Annotated in this window: 17 protein-coding genes; 5 read left to right on the forward strand and 12 right to left on the reverse strand. The window is 69.5% G+C overall.

The window, feature by feature from the left end; translation table 11 throughout:
• Nucleotides 1-57 precede the first annotated feature (57 nt).
• Nucleotides 58-1,203 carry a DUF932 domain-containing protein gene (locus ABD332_RS50085; protein WP_344512452.1) on the reverse strand — a complete coding sequence of 382 codons (1,146 nt, stop codon included), beginning with the start codon at nucleotides 1,201-1,203 and terminating at the stop codon, nucleotides 58-60.
• Nucleotides 1,204-1,687: 484 nt separating this feature from the next.
• Complete coding sequence (locus ABD332_RS50090; protein ID WP_344512454.1) at nucleotides 1,688-3,694, reverse strand: ATP-binding protein; 2,007 nt, start codon at nucleotides 3,692-3,694, stop codon at nucleotides 1,688-1,690.
• A 68-nt stretch (nucleotides 3,695-3,762) separates the two neighbouring features.
• Here ABD332_RS50090 and ABD332_RS50095 point away from each other — a divergent pair, with 68 nt between their 5' ends.
• The 3 genes from ABD332_RS50095 to ABD332_RS50105 are packed head-to-tail and all read left to right on the forward strand — an operon-like array spanning nucleotide 3,763 to nucleotide 8,032.
• Entirely contained in the window at nucleotides 3,763-4,938 is a 1,176-nt protein-coding gene (locus tag ABD332_RS50095) for a tyrosine-type recombinase/integrase (protein ID WP_344512456.1), read from the forward strand.
• Nucleotides 4,935-7,460 (forward strand): tyrosine-type recombinase/integrase, encoded by a 2,526-nt coding sequence (locus tag ABD332_RS50100; protein ID WP_344512458.1) that lies wholly within the window; start codon nucleotides 4,935-4,937, stop codon nucleotides 7,458-7,460. The genes ABD332_RS50095 and ABD332_RS50100 overlap by 4 nt, the downstream gene beginning before the upstream one ends.
• Complete coding sequence (locus ABD332_RS50105) at nucleotides 7,457-8,032, forward strand: DUF6262 family protein (RefSeq protein WP_344512460.1); 576 nt, start codon at nucleotides 7,457-7,459, stop codon at nucleotides 8,030-8,032. The genes ABD332_RS50100 and ABD332_RS50105 overlap by 4 nt, the downstream gene beginning before the upstream one ends.
• A gap of 481 nt (nucleotides 8,033-8,513) precedes the next feature.
• On the opposite strand, the gene ABD332_RS50110 is transcribed toward ABD332_RS50105, so the two are convergent.
• The 4 genes from ABD332_RS50110 to ABD332_RS50125 all read right to left on the reverse strand — a co-directional run bounded on the left by ABD332_RS50110 (nucleotide 8,514) and on the right by ABD332_RS50125 (nucleotide 12,443).
• On the reverse strand, nucleotides 8,514-9,983 hold the full coding sequence (locus ABD332_RS50110) for a multicopper oxidase family protein (RefSeq protein WP_344512462.1): 1,470 nt from the start codon (nucleotides 9,981-9,983) through the stop codon (nucleotides 8,514-8,516).
• Nucleotides 9,980-10,468, reverse strand: coding sequence for a hypothetical protein (locus tag ABD332_RS50115; protein WP_344512464.1), 489 nt, complete (start codon nucleotides 10,466-10,468; stop codon nucleotides 9,980-9,982). Before ABD332_RS50115 ends, ABD332_RS50110 begins: the two co-directional genes overlap by 4 nt.
• A 218-nt stretch (nucleotides 10,469-10,686) precedes the next feature.
• Nucleotides 10,687-11,550, reverse strand: a complete 864-nt coding sequence (locus tag ABD332_RS50120; RefSeq protein WP_344512466.1) for an SDR family oxidoreductase — start codon at nucleotides 11,548-11,550, stop codon at nucleotides 10,687-10,689.
• Between the two features lie 524 nt (nucleotides 11,551-12,074).
• Nucleotides 12,075-12,443, reverse strand: coding sequence for an antibiotic biosynthesis monooxygenase family protein (locus tag ABD332_RS50125; protein WP_344512468.1), 369 nt, complete (start codon nucleotides 12,441-12,443; stop codon nucleotides 12,075-12,077).
• 101 nt (nucleotides 12,444-12,544) lie between these two features.
• On the opposite strand from ABD332_RS50125, the gene ABD332_RS50130 reads away from it, so the two are divergent.
• The gene (locus ABD332_RS50130; RefSeq protein WP_344512470.1) at nucleotides 12,545-13,015 is read left to right on the forward strand and encodes a MarR family winged helix-turn-helix transcriptional regulator; all 471 of its coding nucleotides are present in this window, start codon (nucleotides 12,545-12,547) and stop codon (nucleotides 13,013-13,015) included.
• Nucleotides 13,016-13,900: 885 nt separating this feature from the next.
• Here ABD332_RS50130 and ABD332_RS50135 read toward each other — a convergent pair.
• The 5 genes from ABD332_RS50135 to ABD332_RS50155 all read right to left on the reverse strand — a co-directional run bounded on the left by ABD332_RS50135 (nucleotide 13,901) and on the right by ABD332_RS50155 (nucleotide 22,283).
• Nucleotides 13,901-15,622: an NAD(P)/FAD-dependent oxidoreductase gene (locus ABD332_RS50135; RefSeq protein ID WP_344512472.1), complete on the reverse strand. Its 1,722-nt coding sequence runs from the start codon at nucleotides 15,620-15,622 to the stop codon at nucleotides 13,901-13,903.
• Nucleotides 15,623-16,752: 1,130 nt separating this feature from the next.
• Complete coding sequence (locus tag ABD332_RS50140; RefSeq protein ID WP_344512474.1) at nucleotides 16,753-18,303, reverse strand: ATP-binding protein; 1,551 nt, start codon at nucleotides 18,301-18,303, stop codon at nucleotides 16,753-16,755.
• A 192-nt stretch (nucleotides 18,304-18,495) separates the two neighbouring features.
• Nucleotides 18,496-18,975 carry a hypothetical protein gene (locus ABD332_RS50145; protein WP_344512476.1) on the reverse strand — a complete coding sequence of 160 codons (480 nt, stop codon included), beginning with the start codon at nucleotides 18,973-18,975 and terminating at the stop codon, nucleotides 18,496-18,498.
• Between the two features lie 377 nt (nucleotides 18,976-19,352).
• Complete coding sequence (locus ABD332_RS50150; RefSeq protein WP_344512478.1) at nucleotides 19,353-20,858, reverse strand: GGDEF domain-containing protein; 1,506 nt, start codon at nucleotides 20,856-20,858, stop codon at nucleotides 19,353-19,355.
• Between the two features lie 372 nt (nucleotides 20,859-21,230).
• Nucleotides 21,231-22,283, reverse strand: coding sequence for a Mom family adenine methylcarbamoylation protein (locus ABD332_RS50155; RefSeq protein WP_344512480.1), 1,053 nt, complete (start codon nucleotides 22,281-22,283; stop codon nucleotides 21,231-21,233).
• A gap of 1,017 nt (nucleotides 22,284-23,300) precedes the next feature.
• On the opposite strand from ABD332_RS50155, the gene ABD332_RS50160 reads away from it, so the two are divergent.
• On the forward strand, nucleotides 23,301-23,570 hold the full coding sequence (locus tag ABD332_RS50160) for a hypothetical protein (protein WP_344512482.1): 270 nt from the start codon (nucleotides 23,301-23,303) through the stop codon (nucleotides 23,568-23,570).
• Between the two features lie 255 nt (nucleotides 23,571-23,825).
• Here ABD332_RS50160 and ABD332_RS50165 read toward each other — a convergent pair whose 3' ends face one another.
• A complete protein-coding gene (locus ABD332_RS50165) occupies nucleotides 23,826-24,971 on the reverse strand; it encodes a S8 family serine peptidase (protein ID WP_344512484.1) in 1,146 nt (381 codons plus the stop codon).
• Nucleotides 24,972-26,310 lie beyond the last annotated feature (1,339 nt).

Raw genomic sequence — 26,310 nt, forward strand, 5'->3', positions numbered from 1 at the left:
CCCCGGGCCCGCGGCCGGACCGCCTGGGTCGGCGGTCCGGCCGCGGCCGGGGGAGGTTCAGGCGTTGGCGGCGGCGACGCGCATCGCCTGGACCGCGTTGCTCTCCAGGTCGAACGCGGCGTCGGCGTCGTCGAGGGTCTGCGCCACCGACGTGACCGCGTGCATCACGCCGCCGGCGGAGATGTCACCGCCGCGGATGAAGTGGGCCAGGATGCTGTCCTGCTGCTCCTCGGTGAACCGCAGCTGCTTGCCGACGACCTTCAGCGTCGTGTCCGGCTCCTTGAGCTCGGTGCCCGCGGTCGTCTCCAGGTCGCGGAGCATCTCCGCGACGTAGTCGGCGTCGAGGAACGCCTTGACCGCGTCGGTGGCCCGCGAGGTGATGAGTTCCAGGGCCTTGGTGTTGGTCTCGTTCGACCACTCCACGACGCCGTCTTCGTCGGTCAGCTGGCTGCCGAGGTGGGTGCGGCGCAGCACATTCTCGCCGATGACGAGGCCGTTGGAGCAGACCTCGAACCGGACCCACGGCTGGATGGAGAACGCCCCGCAGCCGGTCTCGGAGTTGGTGATGGCCAGTCCCGCCGAGACGACCGGCAGGTCGTGTCCGGAGCGGCCGTTGAACGGCGACCGGTAGTTCGCCAGCAGGCGCGGGGCCATCACCTGGATCTCCGGGGAAATCATCTTCACGTACATGCGGCGGTCGGTCAGGTCGCACGCCACCACGTCCACGGCCGCGTCGGCGCGGCGGATACCTTCCAGGGCGGACATGGCGACATCGAGGTTGTCGATGCGGCCGTACTTCGTGGACAGCACCGCCCGCGCCACACCTCCGCCGGCGTTGTTGCGCAGGATCCGGATGAGGAACCGCTTGTCGGTGCGCTCCAGCCAGCCGTTGACGTTTTTGTCGTACAGGTAGGGGTGCTCGGCGGCGAGTTTGCGCAGGTAGGCGGTGGGGATGCCGAGCTTGTCGGCCAGGCCGGCGTTGGCGATGTCGTTGGGCCGGTAGACCCCGGCGGTCATCGTGACACCCTCCGAGCCGATCTCGGGTTCGGTGTCCTCGAGGATCAGGTGGCCGGCGAAGGCGCGCATGCGGCCGGAGCCGGCCTTCACGTCGAGGCGGCGGGTGGACTGGTCACGCAGCAGGTCGATGAGCTGGCCGAGCTGCACGTTGCGGTTGTCGGACCTGGCGATAGCGGGTGCGGTCACGAGTGGACTCCTCGAAGACGCCGGGGCATTCGGTGCGCCGCCCAGCCCGCACGCGACGGTGCGGCTGGTGCCGGAGGTGCCCATCACGAAAATCGCGCTGAGCGGCGGCTCCCGGGCCTCCCCGTGGGGGCTGGGAACGAGGGGCCGCCGCCCGTCTGAGCGCAGCTGGCGTCACAGCCCATGCGCCGGGCCGGAATAAGGCGCACGAAGCTCCCGGGCCGCCAGGCCGGGGAGCTCGCGGGCGCCCCGGCCCGAGCAGGGCTTGACGACGGCCAGCCAGGCGGGAGCGTGCGTCCTCGAACCAGTCCCACAGGGCAGGCACCTGGCCGCCGCCACCCGCACGACACCAACCGGAAGCCGTCCGAACGCGTCTGATGCCATAGCCGTGATCCCCGCCAGCTGCATCCGGCCGGCTGCATCCGACCGCTGCGCCCGACCGGATTGCAGGGTCAGCCCGGGAAACCTCCGGCCACGATCTAGTTAGTTACCGAACCAATGAATCTTTGGATTGGTCCGCGCGGTCGAGGTGCAGACGTTGCCGTTCCAGGACGATCAGCGCCCGCACGGGGGCTTGCCAGCTGTCGTCGCCGGTCGGTGCGGGTGTTGTGCCGTCGGCGAGGGCGCGGAGGGCGGGAATGTGCGTGGCGTAGGCGCCGCCAAGGGTCTCCAGGTCGGCGCAGGCGCGTTCGACGCGGTCGCGGACGTTCTTCGTCCATCGGCCGGGCTGGCCCCACTGGTCGCGGCGACGGCCGTGCAGCGGTCCTTCGCAGAGGTTGGAGGCCAGCCACACCACGGGTGGGCGGACGCCGACGGCGTCGGCCAGCAGAGCGACCTTGTCGTAGTCCCAGGCGGTGCTGACGCCCTGCTGGCGGCGGAACCCGGCCGGTCTCGGGCGGGTGAGCAGGTTCCAGTACACGGGGCGGACCGCAGTGGAGGCGACCAGGTCGTGTTCGTCGGTGAATCCGCCGGCGGTCAGCGCGTGCGGGAGCCGGTCGGTGAGCAGGCGTGCCAGTTCGCGGCGGCTGACCGGCACGGCCGGGTCATCCGCTGGTGTCAGCCGGACCCGCCGGTTTCCTGTCGGCGTTGGTGCCGGCGGCGTGGCTGGTTCGGGCAGGGTGCCGCCGGCGGCGATGTCGGCCAGGAACTCGAGCAACAGTCCACCGAGTTCGGTGAGCATGTGTTCGAAACCGCGACTGCGGTCGCCGTAGTCCGCGCTGGGGATGAAGCGGCCCCCGCCGCGGTGCCGGATCCGGTGACCCACCTCGTGAAACAGGACCGCCAAGGTCCGGTGCTGGTCGGCGAGGACGTCGCGGTGGATGGCGATGTCGCCGTTGCGGGGGCTGTAGAACCCGTCCGCGCACGGGGATTCCTCGCTGTCGCTGTAGACGCGGACCTGGTCCAGGGCGAACGGTCCGATCACCCGGCGCACCAGCGCAGTGGAGACGCTGAGCAGGTCGCGTTCGTTCGTGGTGAGGTCCCGGTCCGGGACCCAGGTGGTCTTGTCGTGGTGGTGTTCGTAGTGCCGCTGCTGGCGGACGCGGGCGACCTCGACGCCGAGCAGCGTCATCAGGACCTGCTCCTGATGGTCGGACAGGCCGCTGGCGGTCACGCGGGTGTAGTCCATGTCCTGCAGGTCCAGCACCGCCTCCTCCTGCCGGTGGCCGGCGTAGAACGCGTTGGCCGGCAGGTGCGCGCGTCCCCACGTCCGCCACGCGACGCGGGGCCGGGGCGCCTCGATGTCGGCGAAGAACTGCTCCGGTTCGCGGAGCTTCCCGCCGGCGATGGCGTGGCCGGCGAACCGGCCGATGACAGCGTCGTTCTCGCTGGCGGCGAGGATGGCCCGGACCGCGTCGCGCAGCGCGCCGGCTTCGATGACGGTCCGGTCGCGGTTCTGCAGGCCCTTGTCGTCCAGCGGAAGGTCGTAGGAGGCGAGCAGGCCGGGCATGGTGGAGACGAGGACGCCACCGATCCACACCCGGCCCGGCGTGCCGGTGAGGACGCAGGTGCCGGGGGCCGCGGGTGGTGTGTAGCCGGGTTCGCTCAGCGCCCGGAACCGCCCGATCGCCTCCTGGGCCAGCTGCTGCGGGCAAGCGACGGTGAAGACGGTCCCGCGGGCCCGGTCGTTGGCGTGCAGGTGGTAGACGAGGACGTCCGTACCCTGCCCGGACAGCGACGGGACCAGCCCTTCGAGCAGCCGCCGCCGTTGCACGGTCGGGGTGAACCCGTAGCCGACGGTCTCGCAGCGCACCGTGCCGATCTCGGGGCTGCGGGCCAGGACGAGGCAGGCGAGCTTCTTGCCTTCGCCGAACTGCCCGATCTGCCGCATGGTCTTGGTGGAGTGGCCGAGGATCATGCCCTCTTCCGGGATGCCCGGGCCGTCGTCGGCGATCGTGAGGACCCCGTCGGCCCACCCGACCGTGGTGGCAGGGTCCTCGTCGAGGGCGTTGGCGATGAGCTCGCACAGCGCACGGACCGGCGTCCCTATCTTCATGATGATCTCGATCCCAGGCATGTCAGGTACATGCGTGCGGAGTCGGCTGAATCATCGATATACAAGGGGTGTTCGGCATTACAGGCATGTTCGTTACGTCGTACCGTCCCGAGCTCGCGGAGTTCACGAAGGACCGGACCGGATGGGTAGTCGTGGGAGCCGACGACTACGTCTTGCACCATGAAGGCTCACTGTTCATCGCGGGGCTGCGGGAGGCCGGCCGGGCCTACAACACCGAGCGCACGTACGCGGGCCGTACGGCGCTGTTCCTTTCGTACTGCGCATTGCAGCGGTTGGAGTGGGCACGGGTCACGGTGTGGCAGCTCGCCCGGTTTCTGCATTGGTTGGTGGAGACGCCGCTGCCGTCACGTGTCCGCGGTGGTGGAGGGCCGGACCGTTTCCGCGACGCGAACACCGCGAGCGCGATCGTCGGGACGGTCTGCGAGTTCCTTCGGTTCGGTGTCCGGATGGGCTGGGTCGAGCCCGAGTTGCTTGGGCAGTTGACCGAGCCGTGTTACCTGCGTTTCCTGCCGGTGGGCTTCGACCCGGGTGAGGGCGACCAGCGGCGGACGGTACGTTCCCGGTTGATCAAGTTCGCGTCGGTCGATGCGGGGATCGAGTGGCTGACGGTCGAGCAGGTCGCGCGGCTGGTCGATGTCACCCGCCATGCCCGCGACCGGTTCCTGGTGCTGCTGTTGTGGTGCACGGGGATCCGGATCGGTGAGGCGCTCGGGCTGCACCGCGAGGATATGCACCTGTTGGCCGACTCGCAGTCCCTGGGTTGTCAGGTCAAGGGCCCGCACGTGCATGTGCGGCGTCGGCTGAACAGCAACGGTGCCTGGGCGAAGTCCCGGCGGCCGCGGGTCGTGCCGGTCACCAGTGAGCTCGGCGTCTGCTACGCCGACTATCTACACGAGCGGGCAATGGTGCCGCAGGCGGAGGGCACGATGCAGGTGCTGGCGAACCTGTTCCGGGAGCCGCTCGGGCGGGCCATGTCCTACTCGAGCGTGAAGGGACTGTTCGACCGGCTGGCCCAGCGGAGCAATCTGATCGCGCGGCCGCACATGCTGCGGCACGGCGCTGCCACCGAGTGGATCCGCCAGGGGACCGACCGCGCGGTGGTCAAGGAGTTGCTCGGGCATGTGTCGGACTCGTCGATGAACGTGTACATCCATGTGCCCGACGGCGCGAAGCGTGCCGCAGTCGAGCGGGCGGACGCCCGGCGCCGGGAGGTGACCCGGTGAGCGTCGCGACTGACACGTACACACCGGCACCGAATGTGATCGCTCTGCCGTTCGACCGGCAGGGATGGCTGGCGTGGCTGATCGAGAACACGCCGCCGAACTGGCGACCGGATGAATGGGACAGCGAACATTGGCTGTTCACCGGAGATCCGGAGAAGCCGGAGACCGCCATCTGGCGGTGCGACGGCCCCGACTGCCACGTCGCGGTGCTCGGGGCACGAAGCCTGTGCCACTCCTGCGACGATCAGCTGCTCGCCAGCGGGTTGAGCCAGGAAGAGTTCGTCGCGTCCGGCGGACGCACGATGGTGCGGTCAGTACCCGGAACGCGGCCGTCGTGCTCGGTCGAACGCGATGGGGTTCGGTGCGCGCAGGAGTCGTCCATCATGGGCGCCTGCCAGGCTCACCACGGACAGTGGCGCTACAGGGTCCAGCGGGGCCTGACATCGCTGAACCTCGAAGACTGGCTGCGGGCCAACGCCGAGCCGCGGCCGGTTCACCTGCCATGCCGGGTGGGTGCCTGCACCAGCGGCGCGACCCAGCGACTGCCGCTGTGCACCTACCACCGGATACGGTGGCACAAGCATCGCAAGGCGACGGGCCTGGTCAACCCCATCGACTCCGATCTGGACAGCTGGGTAGCGGGGCAAAGTCCCTACCTGACCGGTTTCCAGTTCTCGCTGCTCGGGCTGCCCGAGTTGCTGCGCCACGAGTTGCTCTACGCCCTGGCCGAGCGCGACAAGCAGCGCCACACGCTCAGTCCGAACGCCACCCGGATGGTGGCCCGCGGTCTGGCTGGCGTGGAGTCGATCGCCGCGCTGATCGACAAGACGCTTCCTGGTCGCAGTCACATCGACGGCAACGGCAAGGCGCATTGGAACGACATCGTCCGGGTGGTGCGCAGCGCGTTCGGCCGGTTCCGCGGCATCGACCCGCTGGATCAGCCGATCTGGGAACTGAGCGATCTAGGCCTACGCTCGCGCACCCGGTCCGGTGTCCGCGTCAACCCGCGCCAGCTGGACGTCACCCGGCTACGTCAGGACTGGCTGCGCCAACTGCTGACGAACTGGGTCAAGGAGACCAACCCGAGCAACGCCGCGTTCCGCCGGACCTTCGAAGCCTGCCTCGCGGCGTCGCAGGCCCTGGCCGCGCGGCCCGGCGGCGGTCACGACCCAGGCGCGTTGAAGGCCACCGACATGGACGCCGTCGTTACAGTGATCCGCAACCGGCAGCGCCGAGACGGCAGCGGCCCACTGTCGTATACCGCTCGCTCCGAGGTCCTCAGCTCGTTCTGCCAGCTGCTCGACGCCGGTCGCCGCCTACAACTGCTCGACCATCTCGCCTCCGCGTTCGCCCGTCAGCAACACCACACGATCCCGTACGAGGACTCCTCCGAGGACCAGGCTGGCAAGGCGATCCCCGAACTGGTCATCGCCCAACTCGACGCCCACACGCATCTGATCGGCGGCAACACCGCCTACGGCGAGTTCCCGCCCGAGGCGGTGAAAGCCATGTTCCGCACCATCTACATCCTGCTGCGCGACACCGGCCGCCGACCTTGGGAAGTGCGCTGGCTGCGCGTCGACTGCCTGGACACCGACGCCGGCGAGTACGTCCTCATCTGGGACAACCACAAGTCCCGCCGAAACCGACGCCGGCTGGAGATCGGCCGTCAGACCGCGTGCGCCATCCAGGAATGGCTCGCCATCCGGCAGACGCTGAAGATCCCGGCCCGCTCGCGGACCTTCCTGTTCCCCGCGACGAAGAACGGCCACGACGCGTGCATCGACGCCGACACCGTGGCCAGGATGCTGCGCCGCTGGGTCGACAGCCTGCCCGAACTCCTCACCGACACCGTCGATAAAGACGGCCAGCCGCTGCCGTTCGACCGCAGCCGCGTGTTCGCCTACGCCTTCCGGCATACCTACGCCCAACGCCACGCCGACGCCGGCACCGATCTGCATACCCTGCGTGACCTCATGGACCACAAATCGGCCGATACCACCTTGGGCTACTTCAAAGTCTCCGTGCAACGGCGCCGCAGCGCGGTGGAGACCATGCGCAAACACGTCGTCGACCGCTACGGCCAGCCCGCGTCGACCTCGTCGGCGACCGCCTACGAAGCCCGCTCGGTCGCCGTGCCGTTCGGTAACTGCACCGAACCATCCAACGTCAAGGCCGGCGGCGGCAAGTGTCCGATCCGGTTCCAATGCTCCGGCTGCGGCTTCTACCGGCCCGACCCGTCGTTCCTCCCCGCGGTCGAGGACCACATCCGGGCACTCAAAGCCGACCGCGAAACCGCGCGGGCATTGGATGTCGCCGAGTTCGTCGTGCAGAACATCACCGACCAAATCGACTCCTTTCAAAACGTTGTCAACAAGATTCGCACCCAGCTCGCCGTCATGCCGGACAACGAACGCCGCCACCTGGAAGAAGCCGCCGCGGTCCTGCGCAAGACGCGCGCCGCGGCACCACTACCCCTACTTCCTGTCCCATCCATCCCCGCCCGGAGCGACCCCAGATGAGCCAGCCCCGAACCCCCGCCCAGGTCCTCCGCGACGCACGCCAGAAGGACTCCCGCGACAAACGCGGCCGAGTCCTATCGACCGTCGACCGGCTCCTCGCCGACAACGAGCCGATCACCTTCACCGGCGTCGCCCGAGCCGCGAACGTCTCCCACTGGCTCGTCTACGCCGCCGGCATGCGCGAACACATCGACGCCGCCCGCCGCCGCCAAACCCGCGCCACCACCAACGACACCCGCGCCGCCACCATCGCCCCGGCAGGATGGAAAGTCGAACAACAGCTGCTCCAACAGGACAACCGGCGCCTACGCGAAGAAGTCGACCGCCTCAAAACCGCGATCCGCCGCAACCTCGGCCAGCAACTCGACCAACTCGGCGCCGCCGACCTCAGCACTCGCGTCAATGAACTCACTGCGCTGAACCAGCGGCTCCAAAGCGATCTCGAAAGGGCGCAGGCGCTCATCACCGACCTGACCGGGCAACTCAACGAAGCACACGACGATCTAGCCGCAGCTCGGACCAGCATTCGCCAACTGATCCGAGTCGAGAACACTGCCAGCGCCACGCCCTGAACGTTGGGCGGCCGGGCCACGCGCGGCCTGCTTTGAGCTAACGCCGACTTCCGCGGGCGGGACCCCCACCGGCCAATTTGCCGATGGCGGATCCCGCCCTCGCCGTCGCCCGTATCAGCTGGCTGGCGCCTTGGTATCGGCGTACCGGCTCAGTTGCACAGCCGCGTACGCCAAACTCGTACGAAGCAATCATTGGCCGCGGTAACTGGGTGCGCGCTCGGCCGACGAGACGACTGCCTCACGCGAAGGTCACCGACTACGCAATGTGACGCGTAGGCGGGTCCAGCGGCGTCCGGATCTGTTTGATATGCAGGTGATCATGGCTGTACGGATCCGCCGGTCGGACCATCCGGTCGGCGGTCGGGTCGCCTACGCCTACGACGAACCGTTGGGGCCCAGCCGGCGCAGGTTCGCGGCGATCTCGCGACTGTGCGCGTGGTCCGGGCCGATCGCCCGGGCGTGCGGGGAAACAGGGAGACGTCTAGGTGGTGCGGAACGCGGCCATCATGGCCATATCCTCGTGTTCAAGGTTGTGGCAGTGGAGCAGGTACCGGCCCGGGTAGTCGGTGAACCGTACGGCCACGTCCACCGATTCGCTGGGCGCGAGGTCCACGGTGTCCTTCCAGCCCTGGTCGTGCGGGCCGGGGCCGTCGCCACGCCGGGAGAGCACCTGGAACGGGTCGAGGTGCACGTGCACGGGGTGGTACAGGTCCGAGGTGAACCGCCATACCTCGATCTCACCCAGCCGCACGTCGGCGTCGATGCGCTCGGGGTCGAAGGCGCGCCCGTCGAGCAGCCAGCCGGGGTGCTCGCCGGTGGGCGACCGGCGAAAGGTCCAGGTTCGGGTCCGCACGGCCCGCTCCGCGGACAGCGGCTCGATCCGACTCAACTGCGGCGGGATGCGGCTGTTGTCACGGCCGCGACCGGTGACCCGGAACCGCATCACGTCGGCGGTACCTCCGCTGCCGAGGCTGTTGCGCAGTGTGATCTCCGTGCCGGGTGGGAACGCAGCGAAGTCGACGACAAGCTCGCACCGCTCGCCGGGGGCGAGGAGCACAGTGGAGTGCTCGATCGGCTTCTCCAGCAGGCCGCCGTCCGATGCGATCTGCACCAGCGGCGTCCGCGCCGGGTCCATACCGAGCCGGTACCGGCGGGCGTTGGACGCGTTGAGCAGCCGCAGCCGATAGCGGACGGCCGCGACCTCCAGTACCGGCCAGGGCGCGCCGTTGACCAGCACGACGTCGCCGAGAACCCCCTCCATGTGCGCGTCGTCGACGCCCGCACCGTGGTGGCTCGCCGGATAGGAGAACGAGCCGTCCTCGTCGAAGGAACGGTCGCTGATCATCAACGGGACGTCCCGCTCGCCCGAGGGCAGGCCGAGCGCGTCCTGCTCGTCGTCGGTGACGAGGTGGAACCCGGCGAGCCCCCGGTACACCTGCGGGCCGGTGAAGTCCATCCGGTGGTCGTGGTACCACAGCGTCGCGGCCCGCTGCCGCGTCGGATAGGTGTAATCGCGCCGGCCGCCGGGCTGGATCAGATCGGTCGGGTAGCCGTCGCTGTCCGCGGGCGTGTGCCCGCCGTGCAGGTGCACGGCAACGGGTCCGGGCAGGTCGTTGCGGTGGGTGACCACGGCCCGGCGTCCGCTGCGGGTGACCAGCGTGGGGCCGGGGAAGGTTCCGTCGTAGCCGAGGACGCGGGTACGTACCCCGGGCAGGATCTCCTGATCCGCCGCGCGCTGGACGATCTCGTAGTAGTCGGTGGCCGCGTCGGTGCGTACCGGCCGGGCGACCGCCGGGATCGGCAGCGGCACCCGGAACGGCCGGGGCAGCGGAACCCGGCTGGGCACCATTTCGCCGGTCTGCCCGCGCGGGACCGCCAGGGCCAGGCCGCCGAGACTGGCCGCGCCGAGCGCCGAGAGGCCGAGCGCGCTGAGGACGTCTCGCCGCTTCACCGCGCACCGCCCGAAGGCGACGGGAGGGACCGGCGGGAGCGGCGCGGCCGCGCGGACGCGGCGCCGGCGCCGAACAGCCAGATGGTGATCAGGATCTGGGCGACCGTGAGCGAGACCCCGAGCGGCAGGTGCACCACGAGCAGGCGCTCGTACCCCATCCCGACCTGGACCTCGACGGCCAGGGCGACGGCAAGGCTGGCCCAGATCGGCCCCGCCCGCCCGCGCCCGCCCCAGAAGTAGACCACCGCGCAGATGAGCTGGGCCACGGCCAGGCCAGTGACGACGAAGGCGTTGATGTCGTGCAGGGCGAGCGAGTCGACGTCGCCCATGAGGTACCCGCCAGCGAACACCGGTTGGCCGAGGAACGCGAGCGAGTGCAGGACCGCGACGACCCGCAGCACCTGCAGCGAGGCGCGGGGACCGCGATCCGCCGGTGGCGGGGACGCGGCGGGTTCCCCGATGATGGCGTCGGCTTGCATACTCATGCGGCTGCTCCTTGCGTTTGCGCTGGTCTTCGTGTCTTCGTGCCGCCTGACGCTAAATCCGGACCGGGCCTGGCCGCGGCACCAGGCTGTCCACAGCGCCCACCACGACACGCCTCGTCGGGCCGGGGCGAAGCCCCGTCAGCCGTAAGCGGTGCGGTCTTGGTAGCGTTCTGAGCAAGCACAGGGCCGCCACGCGGCGGCTTCGGGTGCGGGCTCGGTCAGTGCCGCAGGGCCGCGATGACGGCCTCACGCAGGGTGGTGGTGGGGCGGCCGAGCAACGTGGCGAGGTCGCTGGTCACGGTCTGCAGCGCCCCCTGGGAAACCTTCACGTCGGTGTCGACGAGCAGCTCGACCAGGAAGTCGGGTAGCCCGGCGCCGGTGAGAATGTGCGCGTACCGCTCGGCGGGCAGGTCGGTGTAGGTGACCGGCTTGCCGGAGGCTGCGGCGGCCTCGGCGGCCAGCTCCGGCAGCGACCAGGCGACCTCGCCGGTGAGTACATAGACCTTGCCGGACTGCGGCTGCTGGCCGGCCAGCACGATGGCGGCGGCTTCGGCGAGGTCGCCGCGGGTGGCCGAGGCGATGCGCCCCTGTCCGGCGGAGCCGACGATCGCGCCGCGCTCGACCGCGCCGGCCAGTGCGGCGGTGTAGTTCTCGGTGTACCAGCCGTTGCGAAGCAGGACCGTCGGCAGGCCGGAGGCGGCGAGCGCTTGCTCGGTGTCGCGGTGCACCCGCGCGACGTTGATCGGGTTGGTGTCGGCGTCGGCGATCGAGGTGTAGGCGACCAGACCCACGCCGGCCGCCTTCGCCGCGTCGACAACCGCGCGGTGCTGGATGATGCGCAGATCGTCCGGCCCGGTGGTCGAGACGAACAGCAGCTTGTCGGCGCCCGTGAACGCGGCGGCGAGGGTGTCGGGGCGGTCGTAGTCCGCCTGCCGGACCTGCACACCGCGGCCGGCGAGGTCGCCTGCCTTCTCCGGGCTGCGTACCGCCACCGCGATCCGCTCGGCGGGCACACCCATCTTGATCAGGTTCTCCACCACGTGGTGGCCGAACTGCCCGGTGGCTCCGGTAACAACGATCATCGCCTTACTCCCTGTCACGTCGAGGGTTTGCCGGGCAGGTCTCCCGGCTTCGATACCGCGCCGCTGGACGGAGCGGTCCTGGGTTCGTTCGCACAGAACACGAACTATTCGACCGCGCAATTAGATCCGTGAGGTGTTGGTGAGCGGTCAGGTCAACTGATGGGGGCCGTGATGCCGGCCAGTAAGACGGCCGGCGTTGCCTGCGGACGAGGCTTGTAGCCCAGGTACTTGTCGGTACGGATAGCCGCGCCGGCCACACCGGGATTCACGCAACAGGGACGCGGTCGAGGAGACGAACTGTGGGCACCGGCGATGAAGAACGTGGCGTCTGGCAATGCGGAGCCAACGAAACCTGTGGCACCTAACAGAGCTACCTTCATCGCATACTCGTAATGCTCGGTAGCGGCAGCACTTGCGCTAACTGCCACCCCAGGGAAACCCAACAAGATCAAAGGGGCGTCGCGACACCAGCCTCGACTGCTGCCACAACTCGAACTGCACAACCGGATACAAGTCTCCAGTTGCTAGGCAAGACAGATGCCTGGCACCGCGACCTTCTGAAAGAGGTGCGGAGTGGCGACCACGGAGGACGGATACGCGGCGAGGCCGGCCTTGAACTCTGGATGCGTGAAAGCGGCGCGGTACTGAGCCATCGACTCCCAAACCGAGTAGTTCACATAGGTCGAACTGTCCCCGATGGCGCGGTGAAGCTGAGTCGAGATGAACCCCGGTTGCCGCTTCATGAAGGCCGCGTCGTTCTGCCAGGCCTCGAGGAAACGTGGCTCATCAGCTTTGTCCAGCATGACCAGGTTTACGAGTACGACGGGCGCGGCATCCACCTCGAGCTGTCGGTCGATCGGAAACGCGGGGTCCAAGGGGCGAAGTAGCGGCATGACAGACTCCTTTCCGGCCACGTTGGTTGTATGATGTCAACGTGGTGCGACGGAGCCTAGAGGTTTGACATCATGATGTCAATATAAGAGTATGGTGACAGATGACGACCAAACGCACGCGGACCGCTGACGCCTTGACCGACCTCATCATCGACTTGCTCAAACTGAACGGCCCCCTCGTGACGGCAGGCGACCGGATGGTGGCGCAACTCGGGCTCACGAGCACCCGCTGGCAGGTCCTCCGAGCCATCATCGACGCCGAACGCGCCCAGCCCGTTGCGTGGCTCGCCCGCGACATGGGCGGAAATCGCCAGAATGTGCAGCGAATCGTGAACGACTTGCAGGAGATGGGGTTCGTGACACTCGAGGAGAACCCCCATCACCGCCGCGCGTCACTCGTCGTGCTGACCGACAAGGGGCGCCGGACGTACGCCGAGGCCAGCCGTCTGCAAGCGCCGTGGGCGAACGGCCTTTCCGAGGATCTGGCGATCAAGGACATCGACACGACTCGCCGCGTCCTCGCGGAGCTGCGGAAGAAGCTCGAGCTGAATGACGAACGGGCTTCGACATGACCTGATCAAGGGATGTTTGTCCGCGAGTGGATGAATCCCGCCGGGTTTCGCGGTCAAGGGACTCGACCTCTTTAGTGCGTCAATTGGCCCTCCCCGGTCGCGGTCCGAGATTGATTCCCTCTCGCTTGAGTCGGTACCGGATGCTCTCGCCGTGGACACCGAACCGCTCACCGAGCCGGCGGACGGACCAGCCGGCTTTGTAGAGGTTGATGGCTTCGGTGATCTGATCGTCGCTCAGCTTGCGGCTTCTCGACGGGATGCCGCGTCGCTTTAGGTGGTTGCCAACGCTCACGCTCAGCTCATCGGGAGGATCGTCGTGCGAGCACTCATTCCGCTCCGCGACGCGATCCTGGCCGACAATGGTGTTACCGCCCTCGCTATTTGAACATCCAGCGGCTGAATTGTCTGTGGACGATTCGGCGCAGCTCGGCGAGGATGGCAGGCTACCTGATCACATAGCGTGACTGCCGACGTGACTAATGGCGCGCGCGTACCCGCCGTTAGGTCGAAGTTACGAGAGGCCGAGCGCCCGAACGTCAGCGATGAGCAGGAGAAACGACTTGGCGCATTGGTAGCCGTTCTGGCTGCACGTTCCATCGCCGACCGGGAGAGGCGGTCGGATCACGGATTTCCTGTGCCCTGATTGGACATCGACATCACGACCGAACGCAACTCGTTCTGGCTACGACCAACTGGTCATCTGGTGATGTTACCGCAGGTCAATCCCCTGATTTGAGATCAACAACGTCGTCACTTCGGGTTAGTTGCCCCGGTCTGGGCCTGACGGAACGTCGTCTATGCCGCGCCGAACAGATTGATCCTTACGCAATCCGGCCTCGCTGGCACGCCTGCCTGCTCGCTCGCATGTATGTGAGCGCGTTCAGCTCATGCGGTCCGAATGTGGTGCCCGACCGCGCTCCCGGCTCTGTAGCCGAGGCTTTGACCTTCGCGGGCGGGGGGCGCGAGTGCCAGGTAGTCGTGGATGAGGCGGATGGCGGTTGAGCCCTCGCCGACGGCGGAGGCCACGCGTTTTGTCGCACCATGCCGGACGTCGCCGGCGGCGAACACGCCTGGAGTGGTGGTCTCCAGCAGGAAGGGCGCCCGCTGCAGGGGCCAGTCCTGACCGGTGTCGGGTCCGGTGAGGATGAATCCCCATTGGTCGCGCTGTATCGCTTCGGGGAGCCAGCTGGTGAACGGCTGCGCGCCGATCAGGACGAACAGGCCGGCGGCTGGTGTCTCTTCGGTCTTGCCAGAGTCGCGGTTGCGGAGTAGCAGCTGCTCGAGATGCCCGTTACCACCGCCGCCCGCGACCTCGCAGCGGTAGCGGACGTCCACGTTGGGTGCGGCTTCGATCTCGCGGATCAGGTAGTCGGACATGCTCGCCGCCAGGGACTGCGAGCGAATGAGAATCGTGACCTGCTGTGCGTATTTCGACAGATGCAGCGCGGCCTGCCCGGCTGAGTTGCCGCCGCCCACCACAAAGGCCGGTTTCCCCGCCACGGCCTGCGCTTCGATGGTGCCCGCGCCGTAGAAGACGCCCGCGCCGGCCAGCGCCTCCAGCTCGGGGATCCCAAGGCGCCGGTACGACACGCCGCTCGCGATCACCACGGCGCGGGCCCGGGCCTGGCTGCCATCTTCCAGCCCGACCACCAGCAGGTCCTGGTCTTTGGCCAGCGACGTCGCCGCGTTGCCGTACACGAGGTGGGTGCCGAACACCCACGCCTGCTCGTAGGCGCGCTGCGCCAGCTCCCCACCGCTGACACCATCAGGGAAACCCAGATAGTTCCTGATCCGTGAGCTCATCCCGGCCTGGCCGCCGAACGCCTCCCGCTCCAGCAGCGCAGTGCGCAGCCCCTCCGACGCCCCGTAGACCGCAGCGGCCAGGCCGGCCGGCCCGGCCCCCACGACGACCACGTCATACACCCCCCCGGCTGGCCGCACGTCCAGCCCGAGCGCCTCGCCCACCTCGGCGTTGGCCGGATCCACCAGCACCACCCCGGTGTACAGCGACAGCACCGGCCCAGCAGGATGGCCCACGCCGAGCCGCCGCAACGCCGCCCGGCCCTCCGGGGAGTCGCTGGCATAAAAGCCGAACGGGACGTTATTGCGGGCCAGCACGTCGCGGATCTCGTGGACCCGGGCCGAGGGATCGTCCCCGATCACCGTAACCAACTCGGACCGCCTGCCCTGCTCGCGCCACCACTCCTCCAGCGATCCGGTGATCACCCGGTGGAACTGCTCGTCCGGTGACCACGCCGGTCTGTTCAGGCAGAACTCCAGCTGCCCCAGCGCCGCCGCCTCCGAGAACGGGGCGGGCGTCGACCGCTCGCCCCAGGGGATCAAAAGCCCGCGCCGGGCCGTGGGAAAGAATTGCCTCACCCGCGCCAGCAGCTGCGTTCCGCTCATCCCCGGCATCTGCTGATCGGCCAGCACCAGTGGCACATCAGCCCCCGCCGCCTTCAGCTCCGCCAGCCGGGCCAGCGCCATCTCTGCCGACGAACTAGACACCACCTGGTAGTGCGCGCCGTACCGCGATTCCAGCTCACCTGTCAGCGCCTGCAGGGTGGTGTCCTCATCATCAACCACAACGAGCACGGGCTTCGCCATGACGGCCACCCTACGCCCCCGCCTCGGCGTCATCGCCCCACAAAGCAGCAGAACACCGGGACCGAGCTGGCAAGAAATGCCCGCCTCTGCCGCATTGTGGTACGTCAGGGCCGTGAGAACCGTGGAGGTCCCGAGCCATCCCAACCGCTGACCCGTAGCCCCAGTTGGCGACGATGTGCGGCATCCCGGGTGGTCACTGCACGTAAGCGCCTGGGCATTCTCCAGCCTGACGCTGATCGCAGAGCGTAGTCAGCACTCGCGCTGGTCATCCACGTGCCCGGCGTCCACTCCTGCTCAGGCAGCTCGAGCAGCCGGCAGGTGCCGGCATCCGCATCTAGCCGCGATCCGAGCGTGGCCGGGCTCCGCCGGTAACTCAGCGTCAGTAGCCGAAGCACGACCTTTCGGGCCAGCGGTCGCCCAAGATCGGCACGCCCGGTGCCCTGATCTATGTACGTCGCCGTACCTGGCTCTGCGCTGGAACCCGTACGCCTACATCTGGGCGGTTTCTCGCTCCGGGTCCTCGGACGTCGTTGGCAAACGGACACCACGGATCCGTGCCTCACATGGCTGAAAGATGCTCAGTTGTTTGACCAGCAACTTGGCTTGACAAATGCAGGTAAGGGTCCATGACTGCACGTAGTCCGGGGAGATCGGCTAGGTGAGGGTGCCGGCAGTCGAGTCGGCGGTGCCGGGTGCGTCGGCCTGGTAGGGGTTGGTGCGTTGGTCGGTGCGGTCACCGGCGGTCATCAGGATCTCCTTCGCGTGGTGGTGGTAGCGGCGTCGTTCGATCGACGGCAGGGGGTCATGGCAGGTGCATGCGACGGCTGAGCACGGACCGGCGGTGGCCGGTCCGTGCTGCCGATGTGGGCATGGATGCGATGGGGTGCCCGGCGGGCTCGCGCATGGGCCAGCGAGCGAGCTGAGCGACCCTCGCTGAGCGGCGGCGGCGCTGTCAGGGTCGTGATCTGGCCTGACCGCGGACCGATACGGGGGCGACTCGGTCCGGGAACAGGGGCGGTCGTGCTCGTCAGAACCGCTGTCACCGGTGCTGATCCGTGTCTTGCGCTGCGGCCGTCGTCCGGATCTTTGGGCGGTCGCGCGCAGCGACCGGCAGTTACTAAGCCCGGCGTTCAGCGGTGTTCGGTGCTCTCCGTGGCGGCCGGGCCGAGCAGGGTGATGGCTTCGGTCAGCTCGTAGGGGCCCGGGCGGTGCAGGGCGGCGAGGTCCGCGAGGGTCCAGGCCAGCCGTAGAATGTGGGTGGTGCCGCGGGTGGACACGGTCCCCGCGGCGAGCGCGTCGCGCAGCGGCGCCAGGTCGGCCGCCCGGATGCGGGCGATGCTCTGCTGGAGGATGGCGTCGGGGACGTCGTGGTTGGTGGCGGCGACATGGGGTGCCCAGCGGGCTGCTGCCGCGGTCCGGGCCGCGGCGACGCGGGCGGCGACCACCATGGACGGCTCTCCCCGGCCGGGCGGCTGCGCCGGTCCGGACGGCAGGAGTGCGCGGATCTCGATCCGGTCCAGCAGCGGCCTGAGCCGGTGCAGGTGGCGGCGACGCCGGGCCGGTGAGCACGTGCACGCGTTGAGGTCGGCGCAGGGGCAGTCTGGGGTGGTAACGACCAGCTGGGTCCGGGCCGGGTAGGTGACCGTCCCGGCGGCGCTGGCCAGCCGGACCAGCTCGGTGTCCAGGGGCTGGCCGAGTGCTTCGACGGCCCTGCTGCCGTATGCGGCGGCGTTGTCGAGGTGCAGTACGCCGCCGTGGGCCAGGCTGACCGCGCCGGGACGTGCCGGGGTGCCGATCAGTGCGGCTGTCGGGGCGGTGTGGTGCGGGGCCTGCCACGGCGGCCGCCGCAGCGCGGTCACCTGCGCTGGGACCAGCCCGGCGGCGCGGTAGAGGTCAGCGACCTGCCGGCTGGTGTCGTCGTCCAGGTCCGGCAGCAGACCCGGCAGGCATCGGGCGAACGCCGTCGCCGCGGCTGCGGGTCCGATCATCGCCAGGTGGTGCGCGCCGGCGGCGGCGACCTCGAGGACGCGCCGCGCCTGCCAGTCACCGGCGGGCAGGTCCGCGAGGTCCGCGACGGGTACGCCCGGGCTCGGCCAGCCAGGCCGCCCGGCCACGGTGGCGATCGCGGGTGCGGAGGCAGGATCGGCGATGTGCAGTTGGGTGACCAGTTCCCGCAGGTGGGTGGCGAGCCACACGCTGATGTCGGGCACCGTGGCGGCCAGATCGCGGGCACCGGTTGGGATGAGGGCGAGCGGGACACCGGCGCCTGCGGCGGTGGTCAGCCGCTGCGCGACCGCGCGGGGTGTACGCAGGCTGCCGTCGAGGCCGAGTTCGCCGATGACGACGGCGTCGCGCAGGCCGCCGGTCGGGATCTGGCCGGTGACGGCGAGCAGCGCGACGGCCACGGCGGCATCGAGGCCGGTGTCCGTTCCGGGCAGCGCGGTGGGAGCGACTTCGACGGCGACGTGCTGCGCCGGCCATCGCAGGCCGGCGTTGTGGATCGCCGCGTAGAGCCGGTCCCGAGTGGTGCCGGCGGTGTCCGGATGCAGGCCGGTGATGGTGCCGGCCGGGCCTGAACTGGTCAGGGTGGCATGGATGTCGACCAGGTGGGTGCTGTCGCCGGCGACGGTGACCGTCGAGACGGTCACCGCGGGGCTGCGCCCGGTCGTGGAATCGGTCATGCGTGCTGCTCCTTGGCCGGTGCTGGACATGGCTGCCTGGCCATCCGCCCGGATTGCCGGACGGATGGCCAGGTGAGAGGGGCCTGGACGGCCGCTACGTCGCGGGCCGGCGGCTTGAAACGTCAGACGCGTCCGGCGTGGGCGCGGTCGGACGCTGCCGGTCGCTGTGGCTTACGGCCGACCCGCGCGGCGTCAGACGTCCACAGCGGATGTGGGGATCGCCGGTGGGATCGGTGTGAGGTGAGGCGCGGCGCTGAGGGCGGGCTGGCGCACGGCATGCAGCAACTGGAAGACCTGATCCGTAGCCGGGCCGGGGCCGCTGCGGTGGACCGGTTCGTTGATGTGCCGCCAGCCGGTCGGGTCGCAGGCCAGCCACCACTGCCGCTGGCGGTGCTGGATGTGCACGACATCACCGACGGACATGGACCGGTTGCCGAACAGTCGGTAGAGGCACGCCACGAGGAAGCTGGTCTCGCCGTCGTCGGTGTCGCGCTCCTGTTCGAGCACGTCCAGGTCCTGGTTGCCGAGGGCGAAGGCCCAGTCGGCGACCGCTTCCGGATGCGCGACGATGTCGATACTGAGGTGGGTGGAGATCGCGGCGGTGAGCTGCTGGCCGTCGATGTATGGCTGCAAGGGGCGGTCGGTGTTGAGGTAGATGGTGATCACGGCCATGACGGGTCCTTCCCGGGCGTACGAGCACGCCTCTGGCAGCCGCACATCCGTGGGCGGGTGCCGAGGCCGTCACCGGATCTGCGGGCGATGGATGCGCGGCCCGGAAAGACGGATCGGGCCGGTTGCGCTGACCCGAGGCGCGGACCGGGTGGATGGCCGTGGCCCTGCCAAGGCCACCCGGAGGTGACATCCAGGTCGGCGGAACCCGTGAGATCCGTACGGCGGCTGTGCATCGCGGCATGCGGGTGTGCCTTGCTGGGCGAGGCCACGGCCGGTACAAGCACGGCAGGGCAGCGCAGCCAGATCGCGAGCCGGGCGGGCCGCGGGTTGCGTCGACCCGCGGCCCGCACATCTGCGGCATGTGGCGGTGGTAGCGGTTAGGAGGGATAGACGTCCACGACCAGCGGCATCCCGGTGGTCTCCTGCTCCGGACGCCGGTCGTCAACGTGGACGTAGAGCTCCGCTCCGCCGAGCCGGCGTCGGCCACGGATTTCCAGGTCCACACCGTGCACGGTGATGACGACCAGTTCCATCAGGTCGTCGCTGCCGCTGTCGGTGTTCACCTCGAAGGCGCGCAGGTCCAGCCTGGTGACGAGGTCACCGGCGGCGATGAGCGCCTCGGTCGTCTGCTGTGGGCCGAGGATGCCGGACCCGGCCCGGGCGGCGGCCGCATGCAGGTCGGTGATCGCGGCGGTGAACGTCGTCCCGGCGGTCCGCCCGGACCCGGTGCCGCCGGTCAGGCCGGTGCTGGTCGGGGTGGTGCCGGTCTGCGGCCGGCCCGGTGCGGGTGTGGCAAGGGCCATCTCGTACGCGGTGTAGAGCTGGCTGGCGATGGCGGCGACGGCGTCGAGGACTGCCGCGGTGGAGGCGAGGGGCTCATTGTGTTGGGTCATCGACGGGTCCGGTCGCCACTGTGGTGAGGCGAGGGACAGGGTGCCGTTCACGGTGACCAGCACCCGCAGGCCGCCATCGCGGTACGCGCCGACGGTGGTCGGCTCAGCGACGACTGCGGTGATCGGCGCACGCCAGTGGAGCACGCCGAGTTCGGCGCAGCGTTGGACGAGGTCGGCGACGTCGGTGCTGAAGCCGTGGGTGTGCGGTTCCAGGAATTCCGGGAAGCCGGACATTTGAGGGTCGCCGGCCAGTTCCAGGCGCAGCATGTCGGCGTCGCTGAGGTGCGTGTGCTCAGGCTCCGTGTACTGGTGGAACGCGGTGATGTCGAAGACGACGGCGGGATGTGCCGGGCGGTGGTCGCGGAGTCGGCGGCCGTGCCGGTCAGCGGCGGCCGGGTGGGTCATGCCGGGCTGGTACAGCGCGTACGACAGCCCGTGGTGACGGGCGTGGAAGAGGGCGATGTTCGCGGTCCGGAACGGCTTGTCACGATCCAGCAGGGCGCCGGGCAGTGCCAGCCCGATGACGCACGACGCCCTCGGCACCGGCCGGTCGCCGCTGGCGCCGTCACCGGCCGGGAGGGGCTGCGCGCGGCCGACTGCGGCGCGGACGGCGGTGGCAGCTTCGATGAGCTGGTCGCGGGTGGTGGCGCCGGGGAGCAGCAGGACGAACTCGTCGCCGCCGAGGCGGCCGATGACCGTACCGTGCGGGGCGATCTCGGTGAGCCGGGCGGCGACGCCGCGGAGCATCGCGTCGCCGGTGTCGTGACCGAACTGGTCGTTGACCGCCTTGAACCCGTTCAGGTCCAGCAGCAGCACGCCCGGCGCGGACCGCAGGTCGCGGAGGGCGTCATGCAGCCCGTCCCGGTTGCGCAGGCCCGTGAGGCCGTCAGTGCCGGACAGGCCGGCCATGCGGCACCGCCACCAGCTGAACGCGGCGATCTGGAGCACTTCGATGACGGCGGCCAGTATCGCGACGGTGATGTGGTGCATGGCTTCTCCTTTCGTGGCAACCAACAGAAGCGGCCCGCCGGGTGGCGGGCCGCTTTCGAACTGAGACCGGGTCTTGCGACGGCGATCGGGCGCCGAAGCGCGGCAGCTTGGCCGGGCTACGCCGGGGTGTGGGGCGGGTCTTCGACGATCTCGGCGAGCAGCGACAGTCACTGCACGTCGGTGATGTCCTGCACGCTGAGGTGCAGCCAGTGGATGTGCTCGGCGGTACTCAGTTGCGTCCAGCCGACCGCGGAACGCTGCTGAGCGCCGCCGTCCACAGTCGGTGCCGCTGCAGCCAGGTAGTTCCGCCGCCGCGAAGGTCGGCGAGCAGCGCACGGCCCTGCGCCGGGAGCGTCCCGCCGGGCGCGGCGCTCATCCGGTGTCCCGACCCACCTGGCCGGCGCGGGCCGGCGCGGACGGCCGGTGCGGCGGGTCGGGGTGCTTGGGGTACGGCCCGAACGGCAGGTCCTTGTGGTCGTCGAGGGTGGCCCAGTCCGCCCGCAACCTGCGGTTGATCTTGACTTGGGCGGCTTGCCGGGCGGTGCCGAGCACTCGCAGGTACCGGTGGCAGCCGCCGTGCTGGATCAGGCTGAGCCCGACCGCTGGATCGTCGCGGACCGCGTCCTGCAACCACGCGGCCGGCTTCTCCCCGGCGCGGATGGGCCGGGCCCCGTACTGCTGCACGAGGCGCCGCTCGGCTGCCTCATGCCCCGGTTTCTGGGCCCGGATCTTCTGCATCGTGACGCCGTTGAGGTACGTCCCGTCCGGCAGCTGCCACTGGGTACGCCGGGTGCTGCGGCCGGCGATGCGGTAGCCGCCTGCCTGGTAGATGTAGCCGACGTGTCCGGCGAACAGCACCCGGCCGCGGGCGTCGACTCTGGGCACTGGATCAGCGAACGACAACACTGCCCGGACCCCGCTGGTGAACAGGTACTCCCGACATCGCGCATCGAGCCACGTCTCTACATTTCCGGGTTCGTCGTCCGCGATCACGAAGCGGCCAAGCTCTAGAGCCTCGGCACCCGGGGTCAGCTCGGGGTAGGCGAGTTGCAACGCCTGCGCGCTGGATACGCAGTACGACGCGACCCCGACGAGTGCGCCGCTGCGGTACAGGCCGAACGACTGCCGGCATGCGACGTGGGTGCCCGAGTAGTGCCGGGCGATGACGAACGGCGCAGCGACGGATCGGTCGATGCGGTGGACCTCGTAGTGGCGGGCATCGAAGCGCTCGCCGGGCACTGCGCGCTGCCAGCGTTGCCGCCGTCCGGTGGCCCACCGCTGGCAGTGCAGCGAGGACGTCGATAGCTCGCGCCGCCGTGGGTCGGGCGGGAGCGGTCCGGCGGGTGCCTGTTCCTCGGTGTCACCGATCGGCGGGCGCTGGCCGGCGTGGCGATGCTCGGCGGAAATGACGGTCGGTGCTGCCACAGACGGTCTCCTTCAACGCAGGCCGGACGTCTCACCCATCCGCGGACAGTGCGTGCCAACCGGCCATGCGTGCGTCGGAGCGGGTTCCGGCGGCGGTGTCGCAGCCCGTGCGGGCTGGGAACGGGGACCGCTGCCCGCCCGGGGCGTAGCCGCTGTCATAGCCCTGCGCCCGGAACGGGAGGATGCGCGCCGGCTTCGGCTGGCGCAGGGCTTGACGGCGGTCGAGCCTGGGCGGAGCGTTGGGCCTCGGACCAGCTGCACGGACGCGGCCAGCGCCGCCCCCACCACCGCGCGGCGCCGGGACGGCCGCTGCGTGCGACATTCGAGTGTGCCGATCACCGCAGCTGCCCGAGGCGCGGTGGCGTCGTGCAGGTGAATGGTCTCGGTGAGGTCGGTGCCGCCGGGTTCATCCAGACCGGTCAGGTCGACGAGGGGCCATGCCACAGCCAGGAACCGGTTCGCGGCCGCGGAAGACACGACTGGCCCCGTCGGACCGGGATCGGACCGCCGTCAGCTGTCTATCCACCGGCGGGTGGTGTCAGGGTGCAGCTCTGCTGCGGTGGCCTTGTGCGCGTTGGTGGTGAACCCGTACCGGGCGCACCGGGTCACTGGTCGACCTCCTTGGCCGCGACTTGGATGTCCTGGACGGTCTCGCTCCAGTGCGCGCCGTACTTGAGCTCACGACACCGCTGATGCACAGTCGGTCGTCGCCCGCGGCCGCGGAGCTGCAGCGCGCCCGCGCCGGGCGACCGTATGGCTGCCCAGGGCGTCTGGGCTGTATGCGCAGATGCAGGCGATGCGGTCGACGGTGGGCCCGGAGGGCGGACGACGTCTCGCGGCGGTTCCGCCGCTGACCCTGTCCGATGATGTTCATGGCTCGGGCCGTGTCGACGTCGGTCGCTCGGATCGGGCCGGATCGGTTCGCGCGGAGGTTGCTTCGTGAACGGCGGTAGGGCGTCCGCCGGCCCGGCGCGTGCGCAGCCTGGGCGGGAGCCGGCTGCTGCGAGCGGCGAGTTGGTGCATCACTGGTTCAACGGGCTGTGGGGTCGGTTCAACCGGCGTGATGTGTACATCCGCACGTCCGGCCCTGGATTCGAACTGGAGTTGCGTCAGGGCGGCGCGGAAGGCAAGCCCTGGCGGCGAACGTTTCCGACCCTCGATGCGGCAGTTGATGAGGCGGAGCGGCACATGGCGCCGGAGCAGCGGTGGACCGACCTGATGGCTGCCCACCGCCGCGGCGCGGTCGCCCGGGCTCGCCGTGAACCTCACGATCCGGCATCACCGTGACGCTCGCGACGACTACTGTTCCGCCGGGCGTCGTCACGGCACCGGGGGCTGGACCGGACAAGCGCGGGAAGTGTCCATTCCTGTCGAACCTTGCGAATCTCGGCCGGTCTGAGCAGTAGCTCGCAAGGTAGGTCTGCGCGGTCGGGCGGGCATTTGGTCAGACTTACCTTGCGGATTCCGTGGATCATTGTCGCGGGCGGGGTCACGACGGTGATGCACGACTGGATCCGCACGATCCGCGAGGGCTGAGCGCGCTCAGGTCCGGCGGCGCCGGGTCAGCAGCATGATCAGCACGGCCAGCAGCAGCACCCCGACGCAGACCGCGCCGGTTGTCAGCATTTGCATCATCGCGTCGCCGAGGGCGCCGGCGAACGTGTCGCTGTCCCCCTCGTCGTCGGGGGCCCCCGGCACGCCCGAGAGCAGCGGGTTGGTGGCGACCGGCGCCACGTCGGCGGTGAGCGCCTTGACCAGGTTCAGCCGGCCGTACCCGTACTCGGGGTCGCGCCCGGGCGCGCCCGCGTCGTCGGCCGTGGCGATGAGCCGCTGCACGACGTCCTTCACCGGAAGCTGCGGGTACTTCGCCCGGATCAGCGCCGCCGCCCCGGACACGATCGCAGCTGCGTTGCTGGTGCTGTTGGTGGACTCGTCGTAGCCGACGACGCGGCGGCCGCGGGCGTTGGAGACCGTCGGGATGTCCACGCCCGGGGCGGCGAGCGCCGTCTCCGGCCCGTGCACCGCCCCGTCCCACGCCTTGCCGTCGCGGTCCACGGCGGTGACCGCCAGCACGCCCCGGAAGGTGGCCGGCTCGAGGACGGCGGTGGTGCCGAGGAACTCCCTGGTGTTGCCGGTCGAGGCGACGACGAGCACGTCGTGGTCCAGCGCGTACTGCACGGCCGACTCGCCGCCGGACTCGACCTGGCCGCCCTTTGAGATATTGATTACCTTCGCGCCGTGGTCAACGGCCCACCGGATGGCCTCCGGGATGTGCGTCCAGGTGCCCAGGGCCGGGGCGGTGCCGGGCATGGTGCGCACCGAGAGGACCTTGGCCTTGGGCGCGATGCCGAGCAAGTGGTCGGCGTCGCCCCCCTTGGCGACGATGAGACCGGCCATCCCCGAGCCGTGGCCCGAGTCGTCGGCCAGGCTGTTGTCGTCGCTGAGGTAGGAGATGCCGGCGAGCGCCTGCCCGTCGATGTCGGGGTGCTTGCCGATGCCGCTGTCGACGACGGCCACGACGACGCCCTCGCCCTGACTGATCTTCTGCGCGGCGGCGACGTCCAGCGTGGTGAGGTACCACTGGCGGTCCCGCATGGTCTGCGCGGAGGCCGCCGGCGCGGCCACCACCGGGGTCGCCGCCATCACGGTGAGGGCCGCGGCCAATACCACCGGGCGCAACACGCGCATCATCGATCTCCCATCGCTGTCGGGGCGCGCCGAACAGCTGCTGCTCCATCGACGTCGGCGCCAGCCTCGCAACCTAAGTCTGACATTCGCAGACCTAGGCGATACCGGACAGGAAGGCGCCGGTCCTGAAGCTGCGGATTGTGGCTTCGACGGTGACTTCGGGACCCGTTTGTCGGCGAGCGTGGGTCCCACGAGCCAGCGGGTGATTCTTGTGTTCGTGAGTTCGGGGCCCACTCATGAGGCCAGCAAGAGAATCACACAGGCGAGCCAACGCCACGCGGGCCGCCGGATGTGTAGGTGAGTTTCACCCGGGATGCGCGGTACGGAGCGTAGCGGCCGCGTACAGGCTGCGGCAGATGCGGACGCCAGGAAGCCCCTACGCGCGTTTCATCAGACGCATTTCCAGGATTGAGTGGACCTTGGGGAGTTTTGCCGACCGACTATGGTTCGCCTCTGCGAACGGAGAACTGAAGTGCCGAGGCGTTCAGTGATCGCCATCGGGTCGGCTTCGTCCGCCGCGAGCGATCCGGTCGAGCGACACGGCTGGCGTAGTTGCGGCAGCCGGCTGCCGGTTTACCCAGTGCACGCTGGCCGGCCTCGGATCGGTGGCCAACCTCAGAGGCGCCGTGGTGTCCGCGGACGATGTCACGGTTCTGGCCAGCGTCTTGGCGAGTGCCCTCGGGATTTCCATCGACGACACTGACCGGCAGCGCTGACCCGAGTCCGCAGACGGTCCGCCGCCCACACAAACAGATTGCTGCCGAGGGTCGCGGTGCAGGCTGGAGTGAGTCAGGTCAGCTGTCTGCGTCGGCAGGAGCGTGCAACCGTCAAGTTCGCCGATGCGGGGGCGCAGGCACAGGTTGTGTCCGGTTGAGCATGGCCATGACGTCGCGGTTGGCTGTCCGCGCTGCCTGGAGATCATCGGTGCGCTCGTCCAGTCGGCTTGTCAGGTCCAGGGATCGCTGTTCGAGTTCGAGGCAGCGGTGTTCGAGCTGTGCCGTCTTGTCGGGCCCGCTGCCGTTCGACCACAGTCAGACGGTTCTGGAAGCGCTGGAGACGGGCCGACGTGAACGACGCCGCCGCATGCGGTTCGCCGGCTGGTTGAGCGAGGCTCCACCGTTGCGGTGGACGGCTTTGTCCTCGGTGCCGGCCATGCGGCAGTCGTGAGTAATCCTTACGTGTGACGCGCTAGAGATAGAGCAAACCCGGAAGATATGCTGAGCATCCCCTGTTCCTCTCTGTGTGACGGGATGTTCCACGCACGTTCATGCAGGGACGCCGTTTGGCGGCCCGTGCCCGGAACGTCCACGACCGCCGGGGCCGCCTCGGCACGAGGGGG

The organism is Dactylosporangium maewongense (genome assembly GCF_039531485.1).
Lineage (GTDB): Bacteria > Actinomycetota > Actinomycetes > Mycobacteriales > Micromonosporaceae > Dactylosporangium > Dactylosporangium maewongense.

Excerpts from the sequence above, each read along its gene's own strand:
- ABD332_RS50090 (WP_344512454.1), bottom strand. The coding sequence starts at position 3,694 with ATGAAGATAGGGACGCCGGTCCGTGCGCTGTGCGAGCTCATCGCCAAC.
- ABD332_RS50105 (WP_344512460.1), top strand. The coding sequence starts at position 7,457 with ATGAGCCAGCCCCGAACCCCCGCCCAGGTCCTCCGCGACGCACGCCAG.
- ABD332_RS50115 (WP_344512464.1), bottom strand. The coding sequence starts at position 10,468 with ATGAGTATGCAAGCCGACGCCATCATCGGGGAACCCGCCGCGTCCCCG.
- ABD332_RS50120 (WP_344512466.1), bottom strand. The coding sequence starts at position 11,550 with ATGATCGTTGTTACCGGAGCCACCGGGCAGTTCGGCCACCACGTGGTG.
- ABD332_RS50125 (WP_344512468.1), bottom strand. The coding sequence starts at position 12,443 with ATGCCGCTACTTCGCCCCTTGGACCCCGCGTTTCCGATCGACCGACAG.
- ABD332_RS50130 (WP_344512470.1), top strand. The coding sequence starts at position 12,545 with ATGACGACCAAACGCACGCGGACCGCTGACGCCTTGACCGACCTCATC.
- ABD332_RS50135 (WP_344512472.1), bottom strand. The coding sequence starts at position 15,622 with ATGGCGAAGCCCGTGCTCGTTGTGGTTGATGATGAGGACACCACCCTG.
- ABD332_RS50140 (WP_344512474.1), bottom strand. The coding sequence starts at position 18,303 with ATGACCGATTCCACGACCGGGCGCAGCCCCGCGGTGACCGTCTCGACG.
- ABD332_RS50145 (WP_344512476.1), bottom strand. The coding sequence starts at position 18,975 with ATGGCCGTGATCACCATCTACCTCAACACCGACCGCCCCTTGCAGCCA.
- ABD332_RS50150 (WP_344512478.1), bottom strand. The coding sequence starts at position 20,858 with ATGCACCACATCACCGTCGCGATACTGGCCGCCGTCATCGAAGTGCTC.
- ABD332_RS50165 (WP_344512484.1), bottom strand. The coding sequence starts at position 24,971 with ATGCGCGTGTTGCGCCCGGTGGTATTGGCCGCGGCCCTCACCGTGATG.